Raw genomic sequence first — 26,359 nt, forward strand, 5'->3', positions numbered from 1 at the left:
CAACAATTTCGGCTCTCGATTAACCGTTTTGCCGCTTTTTGCGCTTAAAAAGGTCACCATGAAACGCGTTATCGCCATCGCCGACCGCGCGGCCCTCGTCTCGTTGAAGCTGCTCGCAGCGCTCAACGTGCTGTTTTTCCTGTCGTTCCTGGTCGTGCTGCTGCTGGCCGGCCGCGCGCATGCCGAAGCGCCCGCCTGTGGCGGCAGCGACCTGCTGGCAAGTCTTGCAAAGAGCGATCCCGCCGCCTTCAAGAAGGTCGAGACCGAAGCCGCCGCCGTTCCGAACGGCCGGGGCCTGTTGTGGAAGCTCGAGAAACCGGGCGAGAAGCCGTCCTATCTTTTCGGCACCATGCACATGACGGACGCGCGCGTCACCACGCTGCCGGCCGCGGCCCAAAAAGCCTATGACGGTGCCGACACCATCATCATCGAAACCACCGACGCCCTCGACAAGGCCAAGATGATGGCCGCCATGGCCGCTGAGCCTGGCCTGATGATGTTCACGGACAACACGACGCTGTCCTCGCTGCTGTCGCCCGAGGATGCGGCGGTCCTGAACAAGGGGCTCGATGCACGCGGCATTCCGCCTCTGACGGTGGCCAAGATGAAGCCGTGGATCCTGTCGGCCATGGTGGCGCTGCCGGCCTGCGAGGTGGCGCGCCAGAGCGCCGGCGCGCCGGTGCTGGATGTCAAGCTGGCCGCCGACGCCAAAGCGTCCGGCAAGAACGTCGAGGGTCTGGAAACCGCCGTCGACCAACTGCGCGCCATGGCCTCGCTGCCGCTCGCCTACCACATGAAGGGGTTGGTCGAGACGCTGAAGCTGGGCGACAAGGTGAACGACGTCAACGAAACCATGATCGTGCTCTACCAACGTGGCGAGGTCGGCATGTTCTGGCCGCTATTTCGCACCGTGCTGCCCGACACAGCGGACGACCAGGCCGGCTATGCCGCCTTCGAGCAGACCATGATCACCAGCCGCAACAAGGTCATGGTCGCGCATGCCATGCCGATTCTGACCAAGGGCAATGCCTTCATGGCGGTTGGCGCGCTGCATCTGCCCGGCCCTGACGGACTGGTCGAAGATTTCCGCAAAGCGGGGTATAGTGTTACCGCCGTCAACTGAGTCGTCTGGCGGCTGGGGAGCGGAAAATGCCGGTTTTTCAGCGCTTTCCGTCCGCCTGCGTGAAACCCATTACGGGATCCGCGCGTTGATGGCTGCTATTGATGCCTTTCATTCCAAGGAGGACACGTTTCATGGCGAACCCTAACGACCCCTACACCCCGTCGAGCACGCCGCCCTCGCGGGGCGGAGGTGGCGGCAGCGGGTGGCTGATCGCCCTAGTTGTCATTATCCTGGCCATTGTTGCGTATTATGTTTTTGGCAGAACCGGCGGCGAGCACGCCCCGACGACTTCCGAGCCGCCGGCCGCGACGACGCCGGCCCCGGCGCCTGCAACGCCTGAACCAGCGCCCGCAACGCCTGCTCCAGCTCCTACGCCAGCCCCGGCACCTGCGCCCACTCCGACGCCTGCCCCGGCTCCGGCACCTGCGCCGTCTCCGTGATCAGGCTATAGCTCAACGACGAACGGCCCGCCGAAAGGCGGGCCGTTTTGTTTTGGGATGCGGCGGGTCTGCGCGCGGCGCTTCGCTCCCTTGCTCCGCCCTGGATGACGAACTCGCGAGCGTTCGGCGCAGTACGCGCGGTCAGATATGAATGGGCTTGAAGAACGTGGCCAGCGCCGCTTCCTTGACCGCTTCCGACATGGTCGGGTGGGCGTGGCAGGTACGGGCGAGGTCTTCCGAAGAGCCGCCGAACTCCATCAGCACCGCGGCTTCGTGGATCATCTCGCCGGCGCCGAAGCCGACGATATGAACGCCGAGCACGCGGTCGCTCGCCTTGTCGGCGAGGATCTTCACGAAGCCGTCGGTGTGCAGCATGGCGCGCGCGCGACCATTGGCGCTGAACGGGAATTTGCCGACCTTGTAGTCGATGCCGGCCTTCTTCAGCTCCTCTTCGGTCTTGCCGACGGAGGCGATTTCGGGGCTGGTGTAGACGACGCTCGGGATAACGTCGTAATTCACATGCCCGGCCTGGCCGGCGATCGTCTCGGCTACCGCCACGCCCTCGTCCTCGGCCTTGTGCGCCAGCATCGGCCCGGCAATTACGTCGCCGATGGCATAGATGCCGGGCACATTGGTCCTCAGATGGCCGTCGGTGTTGACCCGGCCGCGCTCGTCCATCTCGATGCCGGCTTCTTTCAATCCAAGGCTGTCGGCATAGGGGCGACGTCCGGTCGCGACCAGCACGACATCGGCCTCGATGGTTTCCGCCGCGCCGCCCTTGACCGGCTCGAACGTCACGCTGGCGCCCTTCTTGGATTTGGCGACGCCGGTGACCTTGGCGCCGAGCTTGAACTCGAAGCCCTGCTTGGACAGCAGGCGCTGGAACTGCTTCGAGACCTCGCCGTCCATGCCGCCGAGAATGGTGTCGAGGAACTCGACGACCGTGACCTTGGCGCCGAGCCTGGCCCAGACCGAGCCGAGCTCGAGCCCGATGACGCCGCCGCCGACCACCACAAGGCTGCCGGGCACCTTGGCCAGTGACAGCGCACCGGTCGAGGACACGATCACCTTCTCGTCGAAGTCGACCTTGACGCCCGGAATGCCGGCGACATCGGAACCGGTGGCGATCACGATGTTCTTCGTCTCGATCTCCTCGACCTTGCCGTCCTCGCCGGTGACCGAGACCTTGCCGGCGCCGATCACCTTGCCGGTGCCGCGGAAAGAGTCGATCTTGTTCTTCTTGAAGAGAAAAGCGACGCCGTTGACGTTCGAGGCCACGGTCGTGTCCTTATGCGCCAGCATCTTCTTCAGATTCAGCTTCGGCGCGCCGACCTCGATGCCGAGCATATCGAAGGCATGACCGGCTTCGGCGAACATCTCGGAGGCGTGGAGCAGGGCTTTCGAGGGGATGCAGCCGATATTGAGGCAGGTGCCGCCGAAGGTGGCGTTCTTCTCGACCACCGCCGTCTTCAGGCCGAGCTGTGCGGCCTTGATGGCGCAGACATAGCCGCCCGGTCCCGATCCGATGATTACCACGTCATAAGCCATGATGGTGTCCTTCTGGTCTGGCGTTGGAGCGGTTCGAGTTCGAACCGCTCCAGGTATTTCTCTGTACGCAATTCCGAAACGGAAAACCGCTGAGCACTTTTCCTGGAATTGCTCTAGCGGCCGCCGCTCACATTCAGGATCGCGCCCGTTATATAGGAGGCCGCGTCCGACAAAAGGTAGAGAACCGCGCTGGCGACCTCGTCGGCCGTGCCCGCGCGCTTCATCGGCAGCAGATCCTGCATCCGCGCCACGCGGTCCGGCTGGCCGCCGGAGGCATGGATGTCGGTTTCGGTGATGCCGGGACTGACGGCATTGACGCGGATGCCTTCCAGGGCCACCTCGCGCGCCAGACCAACGGTCAGCGTGTCGATCGCGCCCTTGGAAGCGGCGTAGTCGACATATTCGCCGGGCGAGCCCAGTCTTGCCGCCGCCGAGGAGAGATTGACGATGGCGCCGCCCTTGCCGCCGTGCCGTGTCGACATGCGCTTGACAGCCTCGCGGGCGCAGAGGAAAGAGCCGACGACGTTGATGCGCATCATGCGCTCGACCCGCTCGGCGCTCATCTCGTCGACACGCGCCTTGACGTCGACGATGCCGGCATTGTTGACGAAGGCGTCGAGCCGCCCGAAGGCCTTGTCCACCGCCTCGAACATCGCCACCACATCGGCCTCGTTGCCGACATCGCCCTTGACCGCGAAAGCCTCGCTGCCCGCGGCTTCGAGCTCGGCGGCAAGCGCCTCGGCAGCGGCCTGGTCGGAGACATAGTTGATCGCCACCCGATAGCCGGCCCGCCCGGCCTGCCGGCAGATGGCAGCGCCGATGCCGCGGCTGCCGCCGGTGACCAGCAGCGTCTTCTTGTCGGCATTCATTCCTGGCAGCCTTTCAGGGCAAAGACGTCCCACGGCACCTTGGAGAAGCCGGCGGGACCGTAAGCGGCCGACATTTCGAGCGATGGCCCGAGATCGGGAAAAATCAGGCTCTTCGGCGCGTCGGCACCCTCGGCCGGCAGCAGGCCGATGGTGCCTTGGTCATCGACACCGTAGATCACGCCTTCCCACACTGTGCAGGCGGCGAGCTCCTCGCCGGTGACGTCGCCGGTCGGGCATTTGTACATTAGCGAGCCGTGCGGCCGGCCGGCCGAGCCTTCGGTCCACATGGCGATGCCGTCGAGCACGGTATTGTTGTCGAGTATCATGCGGAATGTGTTGGTGATCGTCGCCGAGGTGCCGGTCGGGGTGAAATCGATCTCGGCGCCGCTCTTCGCCTCGCCATAGACGGCGAGCTGGAACGGGCAGGCGGCCTGGGCATCGGCAGCTACGAGAGCCGCAGCGGCGGCAGGCGCTACCAGCCTCGCGGTGCTGAGCCAACGGGTCTTCACTCGCCGCCCCGCCCGCGAGCCTTCATGCTCCACCTTACAGATCGAGCACCAGCCGCTCGGGATCCTCCAGGCTTTCCTTCACGCGCACCAGGAAGGTCACCGCTTCCTTGCCGTCGACGATGCGGTGGTCGTAGCTGAGCGCCAGATACATCATCGGACGAACGACGATCTGGCCGCCGACGACCATTGGCCGCTCCTGGATTTTATGCATGCCGAGGATGCCGGACTGCGGCGCGTTCAGGATCGGCGTCGACATCAGCGAGCCGTAAACGCCGCCGTTGGAGATCGTAAACGTGCCGCCCTGCATGTCGGCGACTGAAAGCTTGCCGTCGCGCGCGGCGAGGCCCAACCGGCCGATCTCCTTCTCGATCTCGGCGATCGACATCTGGTCGGCATCGCGCACCACCGGCACCACAAGGCCCTTGTCGGTGCCGACGGCGACGCCGACATGGGCAAAGTTCTTGTAGATGATGTCGGTGCCGTCGATCTCGGCGTTGACCGCCGGGATCTCCTTCAGCGCATGCGTGATCGCCTTGGTGAAGAAGCCCATGAAGCCGAGCTTCACGCCATGCTTCTTCTCGAACACGTCCTTGTACTTGGCTCTCAGCGCCATCACCGCGCTCATGTCCACCTCGTTGAAGGTGGTCAGCATGGCGGCGGTCGATTGCGCTTCCTTGAGACGGCGCGCGATGGTCTGGCGGAGCTTGGTCATGCGCACGCGCTCCTCGCGCGAGGCATCGTCGGCCGTCGACGGCGCGCGGGCCGCGACAGGCGCGGGAGCAGGAGCCGCTTTTGGCGTCTCGGCCGGCTGCGAGGGCGCGCCCTTGGCGATGGCATCGAGCACGTCGCCCTTCAGCACCTGGCCGCGCTTGCCGGAGCCGGTCAGTTGCTCGACCGAGAGATTGTGCTCCGCGATCAGCTTGGCCGCGGCCGGCGCCGGCGGCATGGTGCGCGGCTCGACCGGACCGGCGTCGCCGGCCATCTTGGCGGTTTCGGCGGCGGCCTGCTTGGTCGTGGATGCGGCGTCCGGACTGGAAGCCTGCGCCACCGCCTGTGGCTTGGTGGCGGGAGCGGCGGCTGCGCCGCCGGCCGAAATCGAGCCCAGCAGCGCGCCGACATTGACCGTCTCGCCTTCCTTGACGGCGATCTCGGAGAGCGTCCCGGCGCCCGCGGCGGGCACCTCCACCGTCACCTTGTCGGTTTCGAGCTCGACCAGCGGTTCGTCGGCGGCAATCGCGTCGCCGACCTTTTTGAACCACTTGCCGACGGTCGCCTCGGTGACGGATTCGCCGAGAGTGGGGACGCGGATTTCGGTAGCCATTGTGCCTGTCCGTTCTCTTGTCTTCTTGAGGTCTGTTTCGTCCGGGTCTGCTTATTCACCCAGCGCGTCGTCGAGCAGGGCGGAAAGCTGGCTGAGATGCTTCGACATCAGCCCGGTCGCCGGCGAGGCCGAGGCCGGCCGGCCGGTATAGCGCACCCGCTGATGCTTGGCGTCGATATGCGCCAGCACCCATTCGAGATAAGGATCGATGAACGACCAGGCGCCCATGTTCTTGGGCTCCTCCTGGCACCACACCATCTCGGCGTTGCGGAAACGCGACAGCTCGGTGATCAGCGCCTTGGCCGGGAACGGGTAGAGCTGTTCGACGCGCAGCAGATAGATGTCGTTGATGCCGCGCTTCTCGCGCTCCTCATAGAGGTCGTAGTAGACCTTGCCGGAGCAGAGCACGACGCGGCGGATCTTGGAATCCTTGACCAGCTTGATCGGCTGGTCGGCCAAGAGCTGCGCATCGTCCCACAACAGACGGTGGAACGAGCTTTCGCCCGCCATCTCCGACAGCGTCGACACCGCCCGCTTGTGGCGCAGCAGCGACTTCGGTGTCATCAGGATCAGCGGCTTGCGGAAGTCGCGCTTCAGTTGCCGGCGCAGGATGTGGAAATAGTTAGCCGGCGTCGTGACGTTCGCCACCTGCATGTTGTCCTCGGCGCAGAGCTGCAGGAAGCGCTCGAGGCGCGCCGAGGAATGCTCCGGCCCCTGGCCTTCATAGCCGTGCGGCAGCAGGCAGACGAGGCCCGACATTCTTAGCCACTTGCGCTCGCCGGACGAGATGAACTGGTCGAACACCACCTGGGCGCCGTTGGCGAAATCGCCGAACTGTGCTTCCCAAAGCGTCAGCGCCTTGGGCTCGGCAAGGCTGTAGCCATATTCGAAGCCGAGCACCGCCTCTTCCGAGAGCATCGAGTTGATGACCTCGTAGCCGGCCTGCGCCGCCGACAGATTGTTGAGCGGGATGTAGCGGTTCTCGTCGCGCTGGTCGTAGAGCACCGAGTGACGCTGCGAGAAGGTGCCGCGTTCCGAATCCTGGCCGGACAGCCGGATCGGATTGCCGTCGAGCAGGATGGCGCCGAAGGCCAGCGCCTCGGCGGTCGACCAGTCGATGCCCTCGCCGGATTCGATCGCCTGGCGGCGGTTCTCGAGGAAGCGCAGGATCGTCTTGTGCGCCTCGAAATCCTTCGGCACCTCGGTCAGCTTCTTGCCGATCTCCTTCAGCGTACGCACCGGCACGGCGGTCTTGCCGCGCCTTTGTTCGTCCTGGTTGTCGGCCGTGCGCAGGCCCGACCAGGCGCCGTCCAGCCAGTCGGCCTTGTTCGGCTTGTAGGACTGGCCGACTTCAAATTCGGCCTCGAGATGCGCGCGCCAGTCGGCCCGCATCTTGTCGACCTCGGCCTGGGTGATATGGCCTTCGGCGATCAGCCGGTCGGCATAGACCTGCACCACCGTCTTATGGGTGCGGATGTTGCGGTACATGATCGGCTGGGTGAAGGCCGGCTCGTCGCCCTCATTGTGGCCGAAGCGGCGGTAGCAGAACATGTCCACCACCACCGGCTTGTGGAACTTCATGCGGAACTCGGTCGCAACCTTGGCGGCGTGCACCACCGCTTCCGGGTCGTCGCCGTTGACGTGGAAGATCGGCGCCTCGATCATCTTGGCCACATCCGACGGATAGGGCGAGGAGCGCGAGAAGCGCGGATTGGTGGTGAAGCCGATCTGGTTGTTGATGATGACGTGCAGCGTGCCGGCGACGCGGTGACCGCGCAGGCCCGAGAGGCCGAGGATCTCGGCGATCACGCCCTGGCCAGCAAAGGCGGCGTCGCCGTGCAGCAGCAGCGGCATCACCTTGGCGCGCTCCGACAGCGGCACGATCTCGCCGCGCTCGCGGCCGGCGAACTGATCCTGCTTGGCGCGCGCCTTGCCCATCACGACAGGGTCGACGATTTCCAGATGAGAGGGATTGGCGGTCAGCGACAGATGCACCTTGTTGCCGTCGAACTCGCGGTCCGACGAAGCGCCGAGATGGTACTTCACGTCGCCCGAGCCCTCGACCTCGTCGGGCGCTGCCGAGCCGCCCTTGAACTCGTGGAAGATGGCGCGGTGCGGCTTGGCCATCACCTGGCTGAGCACGTTAAGGCGGCCGCGATGAGCCATGCCGAGCACGATCTCCTTGAGGCCGAGCTGCCCGCCGCGCTTGAGGATCTGCTCCAGCGCGGGGATCAGCGACTCGCCGCCGTCGAGGCCGAAGCGCTTGGTGCCCTTGTACTTGACGTCGATAAATTGCTCGAAGCCTTCGGCCTCGATCAGCTTCGAAAGAATCGCCTTCTTGCCGGTGGCGGTGAAGGTGATCTCCTTGTCGGCGCCCTCGATGCGCGCCTGGATCCAGGCCTTCTCCTCGGGGTCGGAGATGTGCATGAACTCGACGCCGAGCGTCGAGCAATAGGTGCGGGTGAGGATATCCAGCATCTGCCGGATGGTGCCGAATTCGAGCCCCAGCACATTGTCGAGGAAGATCGGCCGGTCGTAGTCGGCTGCGGTGAAGCCGTAATTTTCCGGCGACAGCTCGTTATAGTCCTCGAGCGGCTTGGCGATGCCCAGCGGATCGAGATTGGCGTGCAGGTGGCCGCGCATGCGGTATGCGCGGATCATCATTATGGCGCGCACGGAATCGCGCGTCGCCTGATGCACATCGGCATCGGAAAGGGTTGCGCCGTTGACGACCGCCTTCTCCTTGACCTTCTTTTCGATGTGCTTTTCGACCAGGCCCCAATTGCCGTCGAGCGCCGACACCAGCTCGCCATTGGCCTGGATCGGCCAGGAAGGCTTCGCCCAGGAAGCGCCCTTGGCGTTCTTGCGCACGTCGCCGGCATCGTCCTTCAGCGCGGCGAAGAAGTCCTGCCATTCCGGATCGACGGAGCCCGGGTCGTCCTCATAGGCGGCATAGAGCGCGTCGATATAGTCGGCATTGCCGCCATAGAGGAACGAGGTGAGCGAGAATTGGTCGTTGCTTTGATCTTGTCGTGCCATTGGGTGTACCTGTCAGCTTCCTTGGAAGCGCTTAAGGGTTGGAGTCATCTCGTGAAATCGATATGAAAATCTCGGGTATTTTCCATTTCGATGCTTCCCGGCTATTCTCTCCAAATTCCATTGCTGAAAACCATAAATCGAACGAGCTGCGCCCACCGTAATGTCTGTATGCATCGACGCTCCATATCGGATCGATCGACCTCAGAAACCTCCAGCGATTAGGCCCCTGTTTCGCGTCAACGAACTGCCGTGCCATTCTGTCCGTCCGACAGAAATCAATGACTTGACCGCCGGACGCCGCATCGAGAACCGCCTGCAGGCTCAGTTTAAACGACAGCGCATTGGACTCGAGACATCCCCAAAGGCGCACAGCGTTTTTTCCGCGGCGGCTAAAGTAGAAATTCTCACCAATTTGGCCGGTGTATTGGTTCGACGTAAACTGGCGTTCGGTATCAGATTTTGCTTTCAAGAATCCCTGTGAGAGGGGATTTTTTTGCGGCAATTCGGACCACAGGATCGGCTCGGATCGTAGCATTGTGCTGAAGGCAGAGTATTCCAGGAATTGCTTACTCAAATCCTGATCGTTTTGCCTTGCCCAGCCCGACGCCGTCAGCAGGTGATCGATCGCCTCAAATTTGGTTTCAGTGGCAGCTATCCATTCCATCGCAAGAAACAAGGAGGACAGTTCGGTATCCTCTTCCGAGGACGAGCCAAACCGACGCAAGCGCGCTACCGATGCCTCGATGTCACGCATCGCGGCGTTTCTGAGCCCTTCCAAGGAATAATTTTCAGCGAACCCAACCAACTGCTTCATAAGGCCAATTTGGCCCTCCTACGTCGCACTAACCCTTGATCGCTTCCACCAGCGTCGTGCCGAGCCGCGCCGGCGACGGCGAGACCTTGATGCCGGCCGATTCCATCGCCGCGATCTTGTCTTCCGCGCCGCCCTTGCCGCCGGAGATCACCGCGCCGGCATGGCCCATGGTGCGACCGGCCGGCGCCGTGCGCCCGGCGATGAAGCCCGCCATCGGTTTCTTGCGGCCGCGCTTTGCCTCGTCCTTCAAGAACTGCGCGGCGTCTTCCTCGGCCGAGCCGCCGATCTCGCCGATCATGATGATCGACTTGGTCTCGTCGTCGGCGAGGAACATCTCGAGCACGTCGATGAATTCGGTGCCCTTGACCGGGTCGCCGCCGATGCCGACGGCAGTGGTCTGGCCGAGACCGACATTGCTGGTCTGGAAGACCGCCTCATAGGTAAGTGTTCCCGAACGGGAAACAACGCCGACCGAACCCTTGCGGAAGATGTTGCCGGGCATGATGCCGATCTTGCATTCGTCGGGGGTGAGCACGCCCGGGCAGTTCGGGCCGATCAGCCGCGAGGAGGAGCGGTCGAGCCGCGCCTTGACCTTGACCATGTCCATAACCGGGATGCCCTCGGTGATGCAGACGATGAGCGGGATCTCGGCCTCGATCGCCTCGATGATCGCTTCGCCCGCGCCTGCCGGCGGCACATAGATGACGGAGGCGTTGGCGCCGGTCTTCTCCTTGCCCTCGGCGACCGTGGCGAAGATCGGCAGGGCCTCGCCGTTGGCGCCGGTCCAGGTCTCGCCGCCCTTCTTCGGATGGACGCCGCCAACCATCTTGGTGCCGTGATAGGCCAGCGCCTGCTCGGTATGGAAGGTGCCGGTCTTGCCGGTCAGGCCCTGAACCAGCACCTTGGTGTTCTTGTCGACGAGAATGGACATGGGTGGAAACGCCCCTGACTTCAGCGATTAGAGGAAAGGATTGACGGCCCGGACCGAGCCATAAACCTGGTTGTGATTGAGATCCTCGGTGTAGAAGATCGGCGCGCCGAGATATTCCGCCGCTCCGAGCAGCGCGGCGTCGTAGTAGTGAATGCGATAGCGCTGCGCGAGGTGCAGTCCCGCGCGGACATAGCCTTCATCGACAGGCGCCAACGGGCAGGTTCCGAGAAATACCAGCCATTGGTCGAGCAGATCGTCGCCGACGAGCGATTTTCCTCGCGCCACGGCGACGAATTCAGCCAAGGTCTGCCCCGAAACGCCGAAGACGGTTCGCGAAATGAGTTCTTCGGCGATTGGCGCGCGGTGCGGATCACGATTCTTCCCCGAAGCGGCGTAGATCAGGACGTTCGTGTCGAGAAAGCAGTCGATCTTCCCGGTCGGCATAGGCGTCCCTTCGATCCCACTTGTAGGGGGCGTCTGCGCTATCGCTTCGTTTCGCCGCCTCGTCCATCAGTCGTTTCATCCCAGCCTTTGCCCAGGCGATGCGGTCTTCCTGCTCGACCTCATGTTCAAGCAGCGAGCGGATGAGAGCGTTGAGCGTCGTCTTGCGGCGCCCGGCAAGACCGCGCGCTTGTTCAAGCAAGGCCTCGTCCATCGCCAGAGTGACGTTCTTCATTGACCATCTCCACATAAATACACAGGGGAAATATGTGTGATTATGTGTAATCCTTCAAGCGTCCTGGCGGCGATCTTCATCAGTTTAGCCTTCCTCGGAAGGCGAAACGCGCCGGTAGAGGCCGCTCACCATGTCTTGCCAGGCATCGCTGCCGGCGGGCTTGAACTGAAGTTTCATGCGATAGGTATCAGTGCCGTCAAAGCTGTAAGTCACGCGAGCCGAGCCGCGCGGCGACGACCGTTCCAGCACCAGCTCGTTGCCGCTCCAAGTGCCCGTTGCCGGCGAGGCCGGCACAAAGCCCATCGAGTCGAACTGATGCATGGTGACGAGGCTGTTCGGCTGGTCGAAGCCGAACACATTGTGCGCGCCGAACGAAACCGTGCCGTCGCGGCGCTGGCGATAGCGCTGCACCACGAACAGGCCGCCGAACTGCGCCTCGGCCTGAACCTCCGAGGTCGCCGTGCCGGCATCGGTCCATTGCGTCGCCGCGACCTCTTCCTCGCCACGCCATGTGCAGACCAACGCTTGCAGGCGTTGGTGGCCGTCCGAGAGGGAAGAGAAAGGCGCCGCGTTCATGGCTCAGAGCCGCTTCAGATCGGTGACGGTGAGGTCACTCTTGGCATTGCCGGTGTTGAGGGTGGTCGCCGGTTCGAACATCAGCACCACCGGCTCGGCGGTCAGCGAGCGCGGCCGATGCTCGACGCCGCGCGGCACGACGATGAAATCGCCCTCGCCGAGCTCGACCGGCCCGTCGCGGAAATCGATGGCGATCCTGCCGCGCAGCACGAGGAAGGCTTCGTCCTCATTGTCATGCGCATGCCAGTCGAAGGCCTCGCCGAACTTGGCGACCTTCGCCTGGGCATCGTTGACGTCGCCGGCAACGTGTGGATCGAAGACCTTGGTAATCGTTCGATCCGCCGCCTCGACCAGATTTATCTTGCGCGGAGGCATCCGTTTTAGCCCTTCACCGCCTTGACGATCTTCTTGGCCGCGTCGTCGAGGTCGTCCGCCGAGACGACGTTGAGGCCGCTGTCGTTGATGATCTTCTTGCCGAGCTCGGCATTGGTGCCTTCGAGACGCACGACCAGCGGCACCTTCAGCCCGACTTCCTTGACCGCGGCGATCACGCCTTCGGCGATGACGTCGCACTTCATGATGCCGCCGAAGATGTTGATCAGGATACCTTCGACCGCCGGGTCCTTGGTGATGATCTTGAACGCGGCCGTCACCTTCTCCTTCGAGGCGCCGCCGCCGACGTCGAGGAAGTTGGCCGGCTCGGCACCGTAGAGCTTGATGATGTCCATCGTCGCCATGGCGAGGCCGGCGCCGTTGACCATGCAGCCGATATTGCCGTCGAGCGCGACATAAGCGAGGTCGTATTTCGACGCCTCGATCTCCTTCTCGTCCTCTTCGGTGGTGTCGCGCAGCTCCATCACGTCCGGATGGCGGAACAGCGCGTTGTTGTCGAACGACACTTTGGCGTCCAGCACGCGCAGCCGGCCGTTCTTCATGACGATCAGCGGATTGACCTCGAGCAGGCTCATGTCCTTCTCGACGAAGGCCTTGTAGAGCAGCGGGAACAGCGTGCCCCCGTCCTTCGCCGCATCGCCGTCGAGCTTCAACGCGGCGTTGAGGTTCTTCACATCATCGGCCGTCACGCCCTTTTCCGGATCGATGGCGACGGTGATGATCTTCTCCGGCGTGTCGTGCGCGACCGCCTCGATATCCATGCCGCCCTCGGTCGAGACGACGAAGGCAATGCGGCCGACCGAGCGGTCGACCAGGATCGACAGGTAAAGCTCGCGGTCGATATCGGCGCCGTCCTCGATATAGAGGCGGTTGACCTGCTTGCCGGCGGGTCCGGTCTGCTTGGTGACCAGCGTATGGCCGAGCATCTCGTTGGCGTTGGCGACCACTTCGGCCGCCGACTTCGCCAGCCGAACGCCGCCCTTGGCATCGGCGGGCAGTTCCTTGAACTTGCCCTTGCCGCGGCCGCCGGCATGGATCTGGCTCTTCACCACATAGAGCGGTCCGGGCAGTGCCTTGGCGGCAGCTTCCGCCTCGCTTGCCTTGAACACCGGAACGCCGCTTGCTACCGGCGCGCCGAACGACTTCAGCAGCGCCTTGGCCTGATATTCATGGATGTTCATGCGCTTGGTCTCCGGAGTGGGACGGTTACTTGCCGGCGAGATGCGGGGCGATCTTGGTGCAGGCTTCGGTGAGGCCCTGAACGGCCGCCACCGAGTTGTCGAACATCTTCTGCTCGGCCTTGGAAAGGTCGATCTCGATGACGCGCTCGACACCGCCGGCGCCGATCACCACGGGGACGCCGACATAGGTCCCCTTGACGCCATACTGGCCGGACAGGTGCGCCGCGCAGGGCAGCACGCGCTTCTTGTCTTTCAGGTACGATTCGGCCATGGCGATGGCCGAGGCCGCCGGGGCGTAATAGGCCGAGCCGGTCTTCAACAGGCCGACGATCTCGGCGCCGCCGTCGCGGGTGCGCTGCACGATCTGGTCGAGCTTCTCCTTCGAGGTCCAGCCCATCTTGACGAGGTCAGGCAGCGGGATGCCGGACACGGTCGAATAGCGGATCATCGGCACCATCGAATCGCCATGGCCGCCGAGCACGAAGGCGGTGACGTCCTCTACCGAGACCTTGAACTCTTCCGCGAGGAAGTAGCGGAAGCGGGCGCTGTCCAGCACGCCGGCCATGCCGACGACATGGCTGGTCGGCAGGCCCGAAAACTTCTGCAGCGCCCACACCATGGCGTCGAGCGGGTTGGTGATGCAGATGACGAAGGCCTTCGGCGCGTATTTCTTGAGACCCGCGCCGACCTGTTCCATGACCTTGAGATTGATGCCCAGAAGATCGTCGCGGCTCATGCCGGGCTTGCGCGGCACGCCGGCGGTGACGATGCAGACATCCGCCCCCTCGATGCCGGCATAGTCGTTGACCCCGGTCAGTCTGGAGTCGAACCCGTCGACCGGCGAGGACTGGGCGATGTCGAGACCCTTGCCCTGCGGAATGCCCTCGGCGATATCGAACAGCACCACGTCGCCGAGATCCTTCAGGCCGATCATATGGGCGAGCGTGCCGCCGATCATGCCCGAGCCGATGAGCGCTATCTTGTTGCGTGCCATGTCAGGATGTTTTCCCTTTGTCTGTGACGGTGCCGTGACGGGGGCCGGGAGGAATGCGGGAAACCGCGGGATTTCGCCGAACCCAATAGCTCCGGCACGGAAAAAATTCAAACGGTTTTTCTGTGCCTAGTGTTTTCAATCGGTTAGATGGATCGGGAATTACGTAAACGTCAAAATTTTCGAGCTAACTGAGGAATATTTGCATGATGAATGATGAAAGCAGAAGGGCTTCATCCCGGCGATGACGCCGTTGTGATGCAGGCGCCAAATCTCCTCCCTCGAGGGGGAGATGTCGCCGAAGGCGGCAGAGGGGGTCCTCGCGCGTAAAGCGCCGACGCATCTACGCCGAGCCCGGTCGAACCGACCGTTCTGGCCTGTCGGCCATCTCCCCCTCAAGGAGGGAGATCGCCGTCGCTTTTCTCGCGACGGCTTTCGCTAGTCTCCAACCACACAGGAGCGCGGCGAAACGATATCCTAACCCTAGGCCTGCCTTGCCTCCGCGGGTTCCGCCCCAACTTGCCGCCTTTCCGCCCAGCCTTCCAGCCAGTCGCGGCTCTGCATTTCGATCAGCCGTGAGGCGGTGCGCTCGAATTCGAAGACTTCCGCGCCGCGCCTGGCGGTGTAGAGCCGATCGGGGGGCGCCTCGGCGCTCATCACCAGCCGCATGTGGTGGTCGTAAAGCGTGTCGATGAGCAGAATGAAACGCTTGGCTTCGTTGCGCTTGCCTTCGCCGAGCACCGGCACATGGTCGATGAAGACGGTCGAGAAGCGGTCGGCGATCGCCAGATAGTCGCGCGCGCCGAGGGGCTTTTCGCAGAGATCGGCGAAGGAGAAACGGGCGGCATCGCCGGCGGCGCGCGGCACCCCCAGCTGACGCCCTTTCAGCGTCAGCGTAATCGCCTCGGTCGGCCTGCCATGGGTCATCGTCTTCCAAGCGTCGTCGAGCGCGCGGTCGGCCGCGGCGTCGGCCGGCGTGACATAAATCGGCAAACGGTTGAGCTTTTCCTGCCGGTAGTCTTTTTCGGCATCCAGCGTCATCACATGCGCACTGCGCTCGAGCAGGCCGATGAAGGGCACGAAAAGCTGCCGGTTGAGGCCGTCTCGATAAAGGTCCTGGGGCGCGACGTTGGAGGTGGCGACCAGCACGACGCCATTGGAAAACAGCGCCGAGAACAGGCGCGACAGGATCATCGCATCGGCAATGTCGGTGACCGAAAACTCGTCGAAGCACAGCACCCAGGCCTCCTCGGCCAGCGCCCGCGCCACCGGCGGGATCGGATCGTCTTCCTTGACATCGCCGTTCTTGCGCGCCGCCCGGTGTTTTTGAATGCGGTCCTGCACGTCGGCCATGAAATCGTTGAAATGGACGCGGCGCTTGCGCCTGGCCGGCAGGAGCTCGAAGAACATGTCCATCAGCATCGTCTTGCCGCGCCCGACCCCGCCATGGATGTAAAGGCCCTTGACGACCTCCCGCGGCTTGTTGCTGCGCGCGAACAGCCAGCCCAGCGCGCTCGATTTCTGCGCCAGCCGCTTCGCGGAGATCTCGTCGGTGAGCCGGTCGAGCGCGGCGACGACGCGCTCCTGCGCCGGATCGCGTTCAACCACGCCGGTTTCCACCAGATGATCGTAGCGCTGCCTGACGGTCGCATGCGTCTGAAGGCCGTCACGCAGATGCATAGGTCACGTCGTTCTCGGGCAATTCCGGGAAAGCGGCTTGCCGCCCGAAACTGCGTGAAACAATAGCGGAAGGGTCCGCCCTACCTTGTAAGCGAGATCGGCTGGCCGTTGGAAGTCTGGCCGTCGAACTTTTCGCCGCCGGACGAATAGAGCCTGGCCAGCGTGCCGCCGTTTTCGTCGTAGAGCGTCAGCTGCTTGCCGGCGACGTTCCACGACTTGATACCGTCGATCGGAGCCGGGCAATGCAGCGGACCGGCGCGGTAGCCGGCGCCGAACTTGGTCTGCGGCGTCGCCACCTTGCAGCTCTGGCCGGAGACACTGACATTCCAGACGCCGGCGACGCTGGCCGCGGTAAGGTCCGCGGCGCCCGTAGGCGCCGAACCGTCCGGCGGCAGCGACGCGACCTGGCTGTTCTTCGGCGCGGTCGGGAACTGCGAAGGGTCGGTGGTGCCCGGAGCGGCCGGCGGCGGCAGCTGGTTCTGCGTCACCGTGCCGGACGGCGCCGGCGTGAGCGGCGCCGGCTGCTGATCGTCCATCGATGAGAAGCGCGAGGTCGAGCAGCCGCTCGCAACGAGTGCGGCCAGCGATACGGCCAAAAGGCCAGTCTTCGAAAAAGTCATTCCAACCTCCGTCGGATCCGGTGGGGGGCGCCGTCCGCGTAAACACTCGCTTCACCAAGATGGCGAAGGTGGCAGAATTTCAACCCGATATGGTTAAAATAGGGTTTTCGGAGCTGGTGTTGCAAATTTGTCGCGACGGCCTTCCTCACCCGGGGCCAGCCGAGAAGTTGGACCGTAACGCGTTGAAATTTCAGGCTTGCAGCCGCGCGCTGGGCACGAAGACATATCCGTCCGGACCAACGATATAGCATTCGCGCAAACCATGCGGCTTGTCGATCGAGCCGGCCAGTACGATGTGGCCGAGTGCTGCCGCCTTTTTTTCGACCGCATCCGGATCGGCGCCATAGAGGCGCAGCTCGATGCCGGCGCCACGCGTTTCGGTGCCGACAAAAACGCCGGTCATCGGATTGTCGAGATAAGAATGATCGGCATGCAGCATGAAGATCGAGCCCAGCAGCTCGATGGCCGCGAAATCCTCGTCGGCGTAGATGATGCGCGCGCCCAGCACATCGCGGCAGAAAGCCTCCATCGCCGCCATGTCGGTGACAAGCAAGTTGACGCCCAGCCCATGCGGCAGCGAGCGACCGAAATCCTCGGCCTTCATCCACGGCGTTTTGGTCCGCTTCTTCGCCACGGTGCTGTCCCTCCGCATCGTCGATCCTAATCGAAGCGAACGGTAGGCCCTTGGTATTCGCCAGCAAAATGCTTGCGCCAGGCGGCGGCGTCGTTATTCCAGGACTAGCGACAGAGAGTGGGCGGAGAAACGATGGCCGCAAGAACAAGAGCAGCCAACCGCTACTACAGCGGCCCGCCCAGCGACCATTTCGACGGCAGCCTCTTTTTCAATCCCAACGGCAGGCCGCCAGCGCGCTTCACTGACCTCTTGAAATGGCAGTTGAGCGGTGGGCGCTCGAAATGGCCGGCGGTTTGGCCGAGCCCATATCCGCAGGCGAAGCCCGAACAACGGATCGAAGGCGCTGCGCTTCGGCTCACCATGGTGGGTCATGCGTCGCTGCTCATCCAGACAGCGGGCCTGAATATCCTGACCGACCCGGTTTGGTCCGAGCGTGCCTCGCCTTTCGGCTTCGCCGGACCGAAGCGGGTCAATGCGCCGGGGATCGCCTTCGCCGACCTGCCGCCGATCGACCTGGTGCTGCTCAGCCACAACCACTACGACCATCTTGACCTCGCCACGCTCAAGCGGCTGAAGCAAAGCCACGACCCGATGGTGATCACGCCGCTCGGCAACGATGCGATCATCGGCGCTGCCGTGCCCGGCATGCGAGTGTCGGCACAGGATTGGGGCGACAGCGTCGAAGTCGCCAGCGGCGGCATCATCCACATCGAGCCGGTGCATCACTGGTCGGCGCGCGGCGGGCGCGACCGCCGCATGGCGCTGTGGGCGGGCTTCGTCGTCGAGACGGCGGGCGGCAAGATCTATTTCGCCGGCGACACCGGCTTCCATGGCGGGACCAACTACCGCCGGATGGCGCAAAAGCATGGCGGCTTTCGGCTGGCCATCCTGCCGATCGGCGCGTATGAGCCGCGCTGGTTCATGGCCCCACAGCACCAGAATCCGGCGGAAGCCGTCCTGGGCATGAGGCTATGCAGCGCCGTCCATGCTGCCGGCTGCCACTGGGGCACCTTTCAGCTCACCGACGAATCGATCGAGGAGCCGGCGCAAAAGCTCGCCGAGGCATTGGCCGCCGAAGGCATATCGCCTGCGCGTTTTCGCGCCATGCGCCCGGGCGAAGTGTGGGATGTGCCGCAGCCTGGCTAAGGAACCCAGCCCGGGTAAACGCGTTGGTTGCACAACGCAAATCCGCCTCGGAGCCTTCCATGATCAAGTGGATCATCATCCTTCTGATTGTTGCCGCTGCGGCAAGCCTGCTCGGCATGCCTGCGCTGGCCGGCGCCGCCGCCACAGGTGCCCGCATCCTGATCGGCATTGTGCTGATCATCTTCCTGCTGATCGTGCTCGGCGTGTTCGCCGTGACTTAGCTCGCATATTCGCCGTGGCAGGCCAGAGCCTCGTCCTGGCCGGGAGTCGCGCCGGACTGGTAATTCCCGCCCGTTTCCGCCATATAGCGCCAAACGGAATTGGAACGACCGGTTAGATGGCAGGCACTGCCCCCTTCGCCAAGATGAACGGCATCGGCAACGAGATCATCGTCGCCGATATGCGCGGCCGTGCCGACAAGGTGACGGCAGCCGCGGCGATTGCCCTCAATGCCGACGCGGCGACCAAGTTCGATCAGATCATGGCGATCCATGATGCGCGCACGACCGGCACCGCTTACTATGTCGACATATTGAATTCCGACGGCACCGGTGCGCAGGCCTGCGGCAACGGCATGCGTTGCGTCGTGCAGGCGCTTGCGGCTGAGACCGGCCAGAAGACCTTCATCTTCGAAACCCGCGCCGGCATCCTCAATGCTCAGGAACATGCCGACGGCTCGATTTCGGTCGACATGGGAAAGCCGCGTTTCGGCTGGCAGGAGATCCCGCTTGCCGAGGAGTTCCGTGACACTCGCACGATCGAATTGCAGATCGGCCCGATCGATGCGCCGGTGTTGCATTCGCCTTCGGTCGTGTCGATGGGCAATCCACACGCGATATTCTGGGTCGACCGCGACGTCTGGTCCTACGAGCTCGGCCGATTCGGTCCGCTGCTCGAGAACCATCCGATCTTTCCCGAGCGCGCCAACATCACCATCGCCCAGGTCACCTCGCCCGAGACGATGATCATCCGCACCTGGGAGCGCGGCGCGGGTCTCACCAAGGCCTGCGGCTCGGCGGCCTGCGCTGCCGTGGTGGCGGCCGCCCGCACCAAGCGCACCGGCCGCAGCGTGTCGCTGGTCACGCCCGGCGGCGGCGAGCTCAATGTCGAGTGGCGCGACGACGATCACGTCATTTTGACCGGCGCCGCCGAATGGGAGTTTTCCGGCAGCTTCGACCCTTCGACCGGCGCCTGGGCCCGCGACACCGAAAGCGCCGCCTGATGTCCGCTCTTCAAAAGGGCGTCGACGTCGTCACGTTCGGCTGCCGCCTCAACACCTATGAATCCGAGGTGATGCGCCGTGAGGCCGAAAGCGCCGGCCTCGGCGCGCTGGAAGGCGGCGCCGTCATCTTCAACACCTGCGCCGTCACCGCCGAAGCCGTGCGCCAGGCCAAGCAGGCGATCCGCAAGGCCCGTCGCGAGAACCCTGGGGCGCGCATCATCGTCACCGGCTGCGCCGCGCAGACCGGGCCGCAGAACTTCGTCGCCATGGACGAGGTAGACCTTGTGCTCGGCAATGAGGAGAAGCTCAAGGCGAACTCCTACCGCGCGCTGCCGGACTTCGGCGTCAACGATACCGAGAAGGCGCGCGTCAACGACATCTTCTCGGTGCGCGAGACGGCGAGCCACATGGTCGATGCCATAGAAGGCCGGGCGCGCGCCTTCGTGCAGGTGCAGAATGGCTGCGACCATCGCTGCACCTTCTGCATCATCCCTTACGGCCGAGGCAATTCGCGCTCGGTGCCGATGGGCGCCGTGGTCGAGCAGGTCAAGCGTCTGGCAGGCAACGGCTATGCCGAGATCGTGCTCACCGGGGTCGACATGACCAGCTTCGGCGCCGACCTGCCGGGCAGCCCGAAACTTGGGAAGCTGGTGAAGACGATCCTGCGCCAGGTGCCCGAGGTGGAACGCTTGCGGCTCTCCTCGATCGATTCGATCGAGGCCGATGACGACCTGCTCGATGCGATCGCCACCGAGCCGCGGCTGATGCCGCATTTGCATCTGTCGCTGCAATCGGGCGACGACATGATCCTGAAGCGCATGAAGCGCCGGCATTTGCGCGATCAGTCGATCCGCTTCTGCGAGGACGTGCGGAAGCTTCGTCCTGGCATCGTCTTCGGCGCCGACATCATCGCCGGCTTCCCGACCGAGACCGAAGCGATGTTCCAAAACTCGGAGAAAATCGTCGAGGAATGCGGCCTGACGCATCTTCACGTCTTCCCGTTCAGCCCGCGCGAGGGCACGCCCGCCGCGCGCATGCCGCAGCTGCGCCGCGAGGTGGTGAAAGAGCGCGCCGCAAGGCTGCGTGCCGCCGGCGAGGCCGCCTATCGCCGCCATCTGGCCGCCCTTGCCGGCACGCGGCAGTCGATCCTGGTCGAGCGCGACGGGCTCGGCCGCACCGAAGGTTTCACGCTTGCCGCAATCGCCGTTGGACAGCCGGGCGAGATCGTCGAGGCGGTTGTCACCGGCCATGACGGCGCCCGGCTGATCGCAGCGCCGCTCGCCGCCCAAGCAGCCTGAGACAGCAAGACGTATGGCTGGTTTCTTCAAGAAGATATTTTCGTTCGGCAAGAAGGAAGTCGTCGAGGAGCGCGTCGACGAGACCGCGCCCCTGCCGCCGATCAAATGGGACGCGCTCGAGGCGCTGAAACCGGCGGCCGAGCAGGCTCCCCACCCTCCCCTCGATGGAGAGGGTCGCGACGAAGTGGCGGGGCGGGGCGACAGCGCCGACGCCGGCGCCAGTCACCCCCGAGCTGCGCTCGGGACCTCCTCCATCGAGGGGGAGGTAGGACCTCAGCCCCAACCGGTTCCCGAGGAGCCGAAGCCCGAACCTGCACCGGACATTCCGCCGGCGCCGGAACCCGTCATCCCGCCGGCACCGGCGCCGGTCGTTCCATCCGAGCCGGAGCCGCTGCCGCAGCCCCAGCCGCAGGAAGAGCCGCAACCTGCCCCGGAGAAGCCCGAGCCTCCTGCGCCCGAGGAAGTGCCGCCGGCCCAACCGGAGCCGCAGCCTGCGCCCAAGCCCTCGCCGCAGGAGGTGCCGGCACCCGCGCCGGCCGAGCCGGAGATCGAACCTTCGCGTCCGGAGCCGCAGCCGGTGCCGGCGCCCGTCGAAGTGCCGACGACGCCGAGCGAGGTTCCGTCCGAGACGCCGATGCCCGAGATCCCGCCGGCGAATCCATCTACTGCGCAGTCATCCTCAGAGGCTCGCGCCGCCCCTCATCCGCCTGCCGGCACCTTCTCCCCGTATAGTGACGGGGAGAAGGAGGAAGCTCCAGCGCCGGCGACCCCCTCTCCCCGTCCTTCACGGGGAGAGGGTAAGGGCGAGGGGCAGCGCCAGCCTGCGGAGGATTTGCCGCCACCGGAGCCTGCTCCGCCGGCGGAAATCCCTCCTCCCATTCGCCAGCCTGCGCCGGTCGAACCGGAGCGGATCCTTGCCGAGATTGCGCCCGAGCCGGAAGCCCTCCCCGCGCCACAGCCAAGGCCCGCGCCGTCCGCCGGCAAGGTAACGGTCGCCAAAAAGATCGAACAGAAGGCCGAGCCGCAGAAGGCGCCGGAGCCGGCGCCGCGGCGCTCCTGGTTCCAGCGCATGCGCGACGGGCTTGCCCGTTCCTCGCGCGAGCTCACCGGCAACATCGCCGGCGTCTTCACCAAGCGCAAGCTGGACGAAGACACGCTGCAGGACCTGGAGGATGTGCTGATCCGCGCCGATCTCGGCGTCGAGACGGCGCTGCGCGTCACCGATTCTCTCGCCTCAAGCCGATATGGCAAGGACGTTTCCGACTCGGAAGTGCGCGCCGTCATGGCGGCGGAAGTCGAAAAAGTCCTCACCCCGGTCGCCAAGCCGCTCGAGCTCGACCTCAGCCACAAGCCGCATGTCATCCTGGTCGTCGGCGTCAACGGCACCGGCAAGACCACGACCATCGGCAAGCTGGCGGCCAAGCTGACCGAAGGCGGGCTTTCGGTGATGCTGGCTGCCGGCGACACGTTCCGCGCGGCCGCGATCGAGCAGCTGAAGATCTGGGGCGAACGCACGAAGTCGCCGGTCATCGCCACCAAGCTCGGCGCCGACGCCGCCGGCCTCGCCTATGACGCCTTCGAGAAGGCGAAGGAGGCAGGCTCCGACGTGCTGATCATCGATACGGCCGGCCGCCTGCAGAACAAGACCGAGCTGATGGCGGAACTGGAAAAGATCGTGCGCGTGCTGGGCAAGCTCGATCCGGAGGCGCCGCACACCGTGCTGCAGACCGTCGACGCCACCACCGGCCAGAACGCGCTGAGCCAGGTCGAAATCTTCCGCAACGTCGCCGGCGTCAACGGCCTGGTCATGACCAAGCTGGACGGCACGGCGCGTGGCGGTATTCTGGTGGCGATCGCCGCCAAGCATAGATTGCCGGTCTATTTCATCGGCGTCGGCGAGCAAGTCGACGACCTCGAACCCTTCTCGGCCAGCGAATTCGCCAGGGCGATCGCCGGCGTGGCTTGAACGATCCCAAAAGCGCCGACTTTCGGGACAACAAGGACTTTCATGAACATCCTCGAACGCGATCCGTCCGACCCGCAGAAACAGAAGAAGGAGGGCATCAACCCGCCGCTCAAGCTGGTGCTGGAGCTCGGGCCGCTGCTGGTCTTCTTCTTTGCCAATGCGCGCGGCGAATGGCTGGCGCAGAAATTTCCGGCGCTGGCCGAGCTCGGCGGCTCGATCTTCGTCGCCACCGGCCTGTTCATGGCCGCCACCGCCTTGGCGCTGATCGCCTCCTGGCTGCTCACCCGCACCTTGCCGATCATGCCGCTGGTGTCGGGCGTCGTCGTCCTTATCTTCGGCGCGCTGACGCTCTATCTGCAGGACGATATCTTCATCAAGATGAAGCCGACCATCGTCAACACGCTGTTCGGCGGCGTGCTGCTCGGCGGCCTTTTCTTCGGCAAGTCGCTGCTTGGCTATGTCTTCGACTCGGCTTTCAGCCTCGATGCCGAAGGCTGGCGCAAGCTCACCTTCCGCTGGGGCCTGTTCTTCCTCTTCCTGGCCCTCGTCAATGAAGGCGTGTGGCGGAATTTTTCGACCGATGCCTGGGTTACCTTCAAGGTCTGGGGCATCATGCCGATCACGCTTCTCTTCACCTTCAGCCAGATGCCGCTGATCATGCGTCATTCGCTGGAGGAAAAAGCCAAGGAAGAGCAGGCCGGGAAGTAGAGCAATTTCAGGAAAGCGCGGAGCCGTTTTCCGGCCGAATTGCGGCGAGACAAACCGGGCAATTCCGGGAGGGGACGGCATGGAATTCCTCACCACGCGCGACGAGCTGAGGACGATCTATAAGACGCCGCGGCCGACCGACGGGTCGATCCGCAAGGAACTCAAGGCGCTCGACGGCCACTGCCGCTCCTTCATCGGCAAGAGCCCGTTCGTGCTGATCGGCTCCTCCGACGGCGCCGGCAATGCCGACGTGACGCCGAAGGGCGACAAGCCCGGCTTCACCGCCATCCTCGACAACAGCACCATCGCCATCCCTGACCGTCCCGGCAACAACCGGCTGGACACGCTGGAAAACATCGTCCGCAACCCGTCGGTGGGGCTGCTCTTCCTCATTCCCGGCATGAACGAGACGCTGCGCGACAACGGCGATGCCCGCATCACCGTCGATGCCGGCCTGCGTGAGCGTCTGGCTGTCGACGGCAAGGAGCCGCTGAGCGTCATCGTGGTGACGGTCAAGGCCGCCTACATGCACTGCGCCAAGGCTTTCATGCGCTCCGAACTGTGGAAGCCGGAGACCTGGCACGACCGCGCGAGCCTGCCGACGCTCGGCCAGATCATCCGGGACCAGCTGGCGCTCGCCGAGAGCGCCGGCGAGATCGACCGCGAGCTCGACGACGATTACCGGCAGACCATGTGGTAGGCTCGCCCGGACACGATTCGTCCGAACCGCCCCCGTTGCCCTTGCTGAACCTCCTCGCCATTTCCGGCAGCCTGCGCGCCGCCTCGACGAATTCGGCGCTGATCGCCGCTTTAGCCGCCAACGCGCCCGCGGATTGCCGTGTCACCGTCTATGACGGGCTTGGCCGGCTGCCGATCTTCAACGCGGACGACGAGGGCGAGCGGACGCCGCGCGGGGCCGGGGAGCTGATCGATGCCGTCACCCGCGCCGACGGCGTCATCGTCTCCTGTCCCGAATATGCGCATGGCGTGCCGGGCGGCATGAAGAACGCGTTGGACTGGCTGGTGTCGCGCGATGCCGCCGTCGGCAAGCCGGCGATGCTGGTGCATGCCTCGCCGCGCTCGCTCTATGCGCGCGCGGCACTTGCCGAGATCATGCGCACGATGTCCTTCGCGCTTTGCGAGGGTGTGATGCTCGAGATTGCCTTGCTTGGCAAGAAGCCGCCGGAGGTGGAGGCGATCCTGGCGGAGCCGGCCAACCGGCAGGCAATGCGCGGGGCGCTTCAGGCTTTCGCCGCTTTTATACGCGCCCGCTGACGCCGTTGCCGGTCAATACGTCTTCGCCCCGTTGACCATCAGCCAGACCACATAGAGCGAGGTGGTGCCACAGATGTAGAGGCGGTTGCGCTTGGCGCCGCCGAAGACGCAATTGGCGACGACTTCCGGCACCTTGACCTTGCCGATCAGCGTGCCGTCCGGGTCGTAGCAATGGATGCCGTCGGCGGCACTCGTCCAGATGCGCCCGCTTTCGTCGAGCCGGAAGCCGTCGAACAGGCCGGCGGTGCAGTCGGCGAAGACCTTGCCGCCGGAAATCTTCTTGCCGGCCTTGCCGACATTGAAGACGCGGATATGCGCCGGGTTCTTGGCGCCGTGCGTTCGGCCCGTATCGGCGACATAGAGCAGGCTTTCATCGAGCGAGAAGGCGAGCCCATTGGGCCTGACCATGTCGGTGATGACGGCGTCGATTTCGCCCGTGCCGGGGTCGACGCGGTAGACATTGCAGGCGCCGATCTCGCTCTCGGCATGATCGCCTTCATAGTCGCTGTCGATGCCGTAGGTCGGATCGGTGAACCAGATGGAGCCGTCGGAACGAACGACGACGTCGTTGGGCGAGTTGAGCCGCTTGCCGCGCCATTTGTCGGCGATGGTGGTGACCGAGCCGTCATGTTCGGTGCGGCTGACGCGGCGGCCCGAATGCTCGCAGGTAAGAAGCCGGCCCTGCCTGTCGACGGTATTGCCGTTGGAATTGCCGGACGGCTGGCGGAAGACGCTGACGCTGCCGTCGGTCTCGTCATAGCGCAGCATGCGGTTGTTGGGGATGTCGGACCAGACGAGATAGCGGCCGGCGGCGAACCAGGCCGGACCTTCCGCCCAGCGGCATCCGGTGAACAGCTTCTCCACCCGCTCATTGGCGTTGAACAGCCGCGAGAAACGCGGATCGAGCAGTTCATAGTCAGCGGCCGTCATGCTTTCCCTCCGGCAATCAAATGACGCGCGATCAAGCCAGCACGCGGCGGAGAAGGCAAGATCGGCGATGGCTCTCACGGCATGTTGAGGCCAGCCTGGAGGCACTAGGACGCCGTAACCGGCTATGCGCTGGCTGCAATGGTGCATTGCAACATCTTCTTTTTGCAACGCAATATTCCTATGTCATGCTCACAATCGATCAGGGAGGAACAACACGCCGCGTGATGCGGCAGCAAAGGAACCTCGTCATGATCTTCGACAACATCGTCTCACGCGCCCGCAGCAACATTGCCAAGCGCCGCCAGTACAACCGTCTCGTCGCCGAAATCGAGAACCTGTCGAGCCGCGATCTCGCCGATCTGCGCGCCGACCGCTCGGAGATGCTCTACCAGATCCACAAGCAGATCTACGGCTGAGTCTGAGGCCGGTCGAGCCGGCCTACGCGCCGCGTCGCTTCGCTCCTTGCTTC

The 26,359-nt window shown here is 64.3% G+C and carries 27 protein-coding genes; 10 read left to right on the forward strand and 17 right to left on the reverse strand.

Annotation, left to right across the window (positions count from 1 at the left end):
• Positions 1-58: 58 nt before the first annotated feature.
• The gene (locus CK220_RS00570) at positions 59-1,123 is read left to right on the forward strand and encodes a TraB/GumN family protein (protein ID WP_095810231.1); all 1,065 of its coding nucleotides are present in this window, start codon (positions 59-61) and stop codon (positions 1,121-1,123) included.
• Positions 1,124-1,704: 581 nt separating this feature from the next.
• Here the strand turns inward: CK220_RS00570 and lpdA are convergent.
• The 16 genes from lpdA to CK220_RS00650 form a co-directional block, all read right to left on the reverse strand.
• Positions 1,705-3,111, reverse strand: a complete 1,407-nt coding sequence (gene lpdA, locus CK220_RS00580) for a dihydrolipoyl dehydrogenase (protein ID WP_095809709.1) — start codon at positions 3,109-3,111, stop codon at positions 1,705-1,707.
• A gap of 113 nt (positions 3,112-3,224) precedes the next feature.
• A complete protein-coding gene (locus CK220_RS00585) occupies positions 3,225-3,980 on the reverse strand; it encodes a glucose 1-dehydrogenase (protein ID WP_095809710.1) in 756 nt (251 codons plus the stop codon).
• On the reverse strand, positions 3,977-4,459 hold the full coding sequence (locus CK220_RS00590) for a hypothetical protein (protein WP_095810232.1): 483 nt from the start codon (positions 4,457-4,459) through the stop codon (positions 3,977-3,979). Before CK220_RS00590 ends, CK220_RS00585 begins: the two co-directional genes overlap by 4 nt.
• 64 nt (positions 4,460-4,523) lie before the next feature.
• Complete coding sequence (gene odhB / locus CK220_RS00595; protein ID WP_095809711.1) at positions 4,524-5,810, reverse strand: 2-oxoglutarate dehydrogenase complex dihydrolipoyllysine-residue succinyltransferase; 1,287 nt, start codon at positions 5,808-5,810, stop codon at positions 4,524-4,526.
• Between the two features lie 51 nt (positions 5,811-5,861).
• On the reverse strand, positions 5,862-8,849 hold the full coding sequence (locus CK220_RS00600; RefSeq protein WP_095809712.1) for a 2-oxoglutarate dehydrogenase E1 component: 2,988 nt from the start codon (positions 8,847-8,849) through the stop codon (positions 5,862-5,864).
• 31 nt (positions 8,850-8,880) lie between these two features.
• A complete protein-coding gene (locus CK220_RS00605) occupies positions 8,881-9,663 on the reverse strand; it encodes a hypothetical protein (protein WP_095809713.1) in 783 nt (260 codons plus the stop codon).
• Positions 9,664-9,691: 28 nt separating this feature from the next.
• Positions 9,692-10,594, reverse strand: a complete 903-nt coding sequence (gene sucD / locus CK220_RS00610; RefSeq protein WP_095809714.1) for a succinate--CoA ligase subunit alpha — start codon at positions 10,592-10,594, stop codon at positions 9,692-9,694.
• A 27-nt stretch (positions 10,595-10,621) separates the two neighbouring features.
• Positions 10,622-11,038: a PIN domain-containing protein gene (locus CK220_RS00615; RefSeq protein ID WP_095809715.1), complete on the reverse strand. Its 417-nt coding sequence runs from the start codon at positions 11,036-11,038 to the stop codon at positions 10,622-10,624.
• A complete protein-coding gene (locus tag CK220_RS31255) occupies positions 10,965-11,270 on the reverse strand; it encodes a hypothetical protein (protein WP_141245079.1) in 306 nt (101 codons plus the stop codon). The genes CK220_RS00615 and CK220_RS31255 overlap by 74 nt, the downstream gene beginning before the upstream one ends.
• A gap of 84 nt (positions 11,271-11,354) precedes the next feature.
• Positions 11,355-11,846, reverse strand: a complete 492-nt coding sequence (locus CK220_RS00620) for a DUF1579 family protein (RefSeq protein ID WP_095809716.1) — start codon at positions 11,844-11,846, stop codon at positions 11,355-11,357.
• A 3-nt stretch (positions 11,847-11,849) separates the two neighbouring features.
• Positions 11,850-12,221, reverse strand: a complete 372-nt coding sequence (locus CK220_RS00625; RefSeq protein ID WP_095809717.1) for a cupin domain-containing protein — start codon at positions 12,219-12,221, stop codon at positions 11,850-11,852.
• A gap of 5 nt (positions 12,222-12,226) precedes the next feature.
• Positions 12,227-13,420, reverse strand: coding sequence for an ADP-forming succinate--CoA ligase subunit beta (gene sucC / locus CK220_RS00630; protein ID WP_095809718.1), 1,194 nt, complete (start codon positions 13,418-13,420; stop codon positions 12,227-12,229).
• 25 nt (positions 13,421-13,445) lie between these two features.
• Entirely contained in the window at positions 13,446-14,414 is a 969-nt protein-coding gene (mdh, locus tag CK220_RS00635) for a malate dehydrogenase (RefSeq protein WP_040996351.1), read from the reverse strand.
• A 480-nt stretch (positions 14,415-14,894) separates the two neighbouring features.
• Positions 14,895-16,091 carry a cell division protein ZapE gene (gene zapE / locus CK220_RS00640; RefSeq protein WP_095809719.1) on the reverse strand — a complete coding sequence of 399 codons (1,197 nt, stop codon included), beginning with the start codon at positions 16,089-16,091 and terminating at the stop codon, positions 14,895-14,897.
• An 80-nt stretch (positions 16,092-16,171) separates the two neighbouring features.
• The gene (locus CK220_RS00645; RefSeq protein WP_095809720.1) at positions 16,172-16,711 is read right to left on the reverse strand and encodes a protease inhibitor Inh/omp19 family protein; all 540 of its coding nucleotides are present in this window, start codon (positions 16,709-16,711) and stop codon (positions 16,172-16,174) included.
• Positions 16,712-16,901: 190 nt separating this feature from the next.
• A complete protein-coding gene (locus CK220_RS00650; protein WP_245428888.1) occupies positions 16,902-17,345 on the reverse strand; it encodes a VOC family protein in 444 nt (147 codons plus the stop codon).
• A gap of 132 nt (positions 17,346-17,477) precedes the next feature.
• Between CK220_RS00650 and CK220_RS00655 the strand changes: the two genes are divergently transcribed.
• The 8 genes from CK220_RS00655 to CK220_RS00690 all read left to right on the forward strand — a co-directional run bounded on the left by CK220_RS00655 (position 17,478) and on the right by CK220_RS00690 (position 24,960).
• The gene (locus CK220_RS00655) at positions 17,478-18,491 is read left to right on the forward strand and encodes an MBL fold metallo-hydrolase (RefSeq protein ID WP_095809721.1); all 1,014 of its coding nucleotides are present in this window, start codon (positions 17,478-17,480) and stop codon (positions 18,489-18,491) included.
• A 59-nt stretch (positions 18,492-18,550) separates the two neighbouring features.
• Positions 18,551-18,712 (forward strand): DUF1328 family protein, encoded by a 162-nt coding sequence (locus CK220_RS00660; protein WP_066991727.1) that lies wholly within the window; start codon positions 18,551-18,553, stop codon positions 18,710-18,712.
• Between the two features lie 116 nt (positions 18,713-18,828).
• The gene (gene dapF, locus CK220_RS00665; protein WP_095809722.1) at positions 18,829-19,713 is read left to right on the forward strand and encodes a diaminopimelate epimerase; all 885 of its coding nucleotides are present in this window, start codon (positions 18,829-18,831) and stop codon (positions 19,711-19,713) included.
• The gene (gene mtaB / locus CK220_RS00670; RefSeq protein WP_095809723.1) at positions 19,713-21,011 is read left to right on the forward strand and encodes a tRNA (N(6)-L-threonylcarbamoyladenosine(37)-C(2))-methylthiotransferase MtaB; all 1,299 of its coding nucleotides are present in this window, start codon (positions 19,713-19,715) and stop codon (positions 21,009-21,011) included. The genes dapF and mtaB overlap by 1 nt, the downstream gene beginning before the upstream one ends.
• Positions 21,012-21,024: 13 nt before the next feature.
• Positions 21,025-22,977, forward strand: coding sequence for a signal recognition particle-docking protein FtsY (gene ftsY, locus CK220_RS00675; RefSeq protein ID WP_095809724.1), 1,953 nt, complete (start codon positions 21,025-21,027; stop codon positions 22,975-22,977).
• Between the two features lie 42 nt (positions 22,978-23,019).
• On the forward strand, positions 23,020-23,685 hold the full coding sequence (locus tag CK220_RS00680) for a septation protein A (protein ID WP_095809725.1): 666 nt from the start codon (positions 23,020-23,022) through the stop codon (positions 23,683-23,685).
• A gap of 79 nt (positions 23,686-23,764) precedes the next feature.
• Positions 23,765-24,385, forward strand: coding sequence for a pyridoxamine 5'-phosphate oxidase family protein (locus tag CK220_RS00685; protein ID WP_095809726.1), 621 nt, complete (start codon positions 23,765-23,767; stop codon positions 24,383-24,385).
• 41 nt (positions 24,386-24,426) lie between these two features.
• Complete coding sequence (locus CK220_RS00690; RefSeq protein ID WP_095809727.1) at positions 24,427-24,960, forward strand: NADPH-dependent FMN reductase; 534 nt, start codon at positions 24,427-24,429, stop codon at positions 24,958-24,960.
• Positions 24,961-24,972: 12 nt separating this feature from the next.
• On the opposite strand, the gene CK220_RS00695 is transcribed toward CK220_RS00690, so the two are convergent.
• Positions 24,973-25,890, reverse strand: coding sequence for an SMP-30/gluconolactonase/LRE family protein (locus tag CK220_RS00695; RefSeq protein ID WP_095809728.1), 918 nt, complete (start codon positions 25,888-25,890; stop codon positions 24,973-24,975).
• A gap of 248 nt (positions 25,891-26,138) precedes the next feature.
• Here CK220_RS00695 and CK220_RS00700 point away from each other — a divergent pair, with 248 nt between their 5' ends.
• The gene (locus tag CK220_RS00700; RefSeq protein ID WP_095810234.1) at positions 26,139-26,306 is read left to right on the forward strand and encodes a hypothetical protein; all 168 of its coding nucleotides are present in this window, start codon (positions 26,139-26,141) and stop codon (positions 26,304-26,306) included.
• Positions 26,307-26,359 lie beyond the last annotated feature (53 nt).

It is taken from the genome of Mesorhizobium sp. WSM3860, assembly GCF_002294995.1.
Taxonomy (GTDB): Bacteria; Pseudomonadota; Alphaproteobacteria; order Rhizobiales; family Rhizobiaceae; genus Mesorhizobium.

What these genes read in the sequence shown, in the direction of transcription:
- sucC (WP_095809718.1), bottom strand. Translation starts at nt 13,420, where the DNA reads ATGAACATCCATGAATATCAGGCCAAGGCGCTGCTGAAGTCGTTCGGC.
- CK220_RS31255 (WP_141245079.1), bottom strand. Translation starts at nt 11,270, where the DNA reads ATGAAGAACGTCACTCTGGCGATGGACGAGGCCTTGCTTGAACAAGCG.
- dapF (WP_095809722.1), top strand. Translation starts at nt 18,829, where the DNA reads ATGGCAGGCACTGCCCCCTTCGCCAAGATGAACGGCATCGGCAACGAG.
- CK220_RS00615 (WP_095809715.1), bottom strand. Translation starts at nt 11,038, where the DNA reads ATGCCGACCGGGAAGATCGACTGCTTTCTCGACACGAACGTCCTGATC.
- odhB (WP_095809711.1), bottom strand. Translation starts at nt 5,810, where the DNA reads ATGGCTACCGAAATCCGCGTCCCCACTCTCGGCGAATCCGTCACCGAG.
- ftsY (WP_095809724.1), top strand. Translation starts at nt 21,025, where the DNA reads ATGGCTGGTTTCTTCAAGAAGATATTTTCGTTCGGCAAGAAGGAAGTC.
- mdh (WP_040996351.1), bottom strand. Translation starts at nt 14,414, where the DNA reads ATGGCACGCAACAAGATAGCGCTCATCGGCTCGGGCATGATCGGCGGC.
- CK220_RS00585 (WP_095809710.1), bottom strand. Translation starts at nt 3,980, where the DNA reads ATGAATGCCGACAAGAAGACGCTGCTGGTCACCGGCGGCAGCCGCGGC.
- CK220_RS00645 (WP_095809720.1), bottom strand. Translation starts at nt 16,711, where the DNA reads ATGACTTTTTCGAAGACTGGCCTTTTGGCCGTATCGCTGGCCGCACTC.
- zapE (WP_095809719.1), bottom strand. Translation starts at nt 16,091, where the DNA reads ATGCATCTGCGTGACGGCCTTCAGACGCATGCGACCGTCAGGCAGCGC.
- CK220_RS00695 (WP_095809728.1), bottom strand. Translation starts at nt 25,890, where the DNA reads ATGACGGCCGCTGACTATGAACTGCTCGATCCGCGTTTCTCGCGGCTG.
- CK220_RS00605 (WP_095809713.1), bottom strand. Translation starts at nt 9,663, where the DNA reads ATGAAGCAGTTGGTTGGGTTCGCTGAAAATTATTCCTTGGAAGGGCTC.
- CK220_RS00625 (WP_095809717.1), bottom strand. Translation starts at nt 12,221, where the DNA reads ATGCCTCCGCGCAAGATAAATCTGGTCGAGGCGGCGGATCGAACGATT.
- CK220_RS00655 (WP_095809721.1), top strand. Translation starts at nt 17,478, where the DNA reads ATGGCCGCAAGAACAAGAGCAGCCAACCGCTACTACAGCGGCCCGCCC.
- CK220_RS00600 (WP_095809712.1), bottom strand. Translation starts at nt 8,849, where the DNA reads ATGGCACGACAAGATCAAAGCAACGACCAATTCTCGCTCACCTCGTTC.
- CK220_RS00660 (WP_066991727.1), top strand. Translation starts at nt 18,551, where the DNA reads ATGATCAAGTGGATCATCATCCTTCTGATTGTTGCCGCTGCGGCAAGC.
- CK220_RS00570 (WP_095810231.1), top strand. Translation starts at nt 59, where the DNA reads ATGAAACGCGTTATCGCCATCGCCGACCGCGCGGCCCTCGTCTCGTTG.
- lpdA (WP_095809709.1), bottom strand. Translation starts at nt 3,111, where the DNA reads ATGGCTTATGACGTGGTAATCATCGGATCGGGACCGGGCGGCTATGTC.
- CK220_RS00685 (WP_095809726.1), top strand. Translation starts at nt 23,765, where the DNA reads ATGGAATTCCTCACCACGCGCGACGAGCTGAGGACGATCTATAAGACG.
- CK220_RS00700 (WP_095810234.1), top strand. Translation starts at nt 26,139, where the DNA reads ATGATCTTCGACAACATCGTCTCACGCGCCCGCAGCAACATTGCCAAG.
- sucD (WP_095809714.1), bottom strand. Translation starts at nt 10,594, where the DNA reads ATGTCCATTCTCGTCGACAAGAACACCAAGGTGCTGGTTCAGGGCCTG.
- mtaB (WP_095809723.1), top strand. Translation starts at nt 19,713, where the DNA reads ATGTCCGCTCTTCAAAAGGGCGTCGACGTCGTCACGTTCGGCTGCCGC.
- CK220_RS00680 (WP_095809725.1), top strand. Translation starts at nt 23,020, where the DNA reads ATGAACATCCTCGAACGCGATCCGTCCGACCCGCAGAAACAGAAGAAG.
- CK220_RS00620 (WP_095809716.1), bottom strand. Translation starts at nt 11,846, where the DNA reads ATGAACGCGGCGCCTTTCTCTTCCCTCTCGGACGGCCACCAACGCCTG.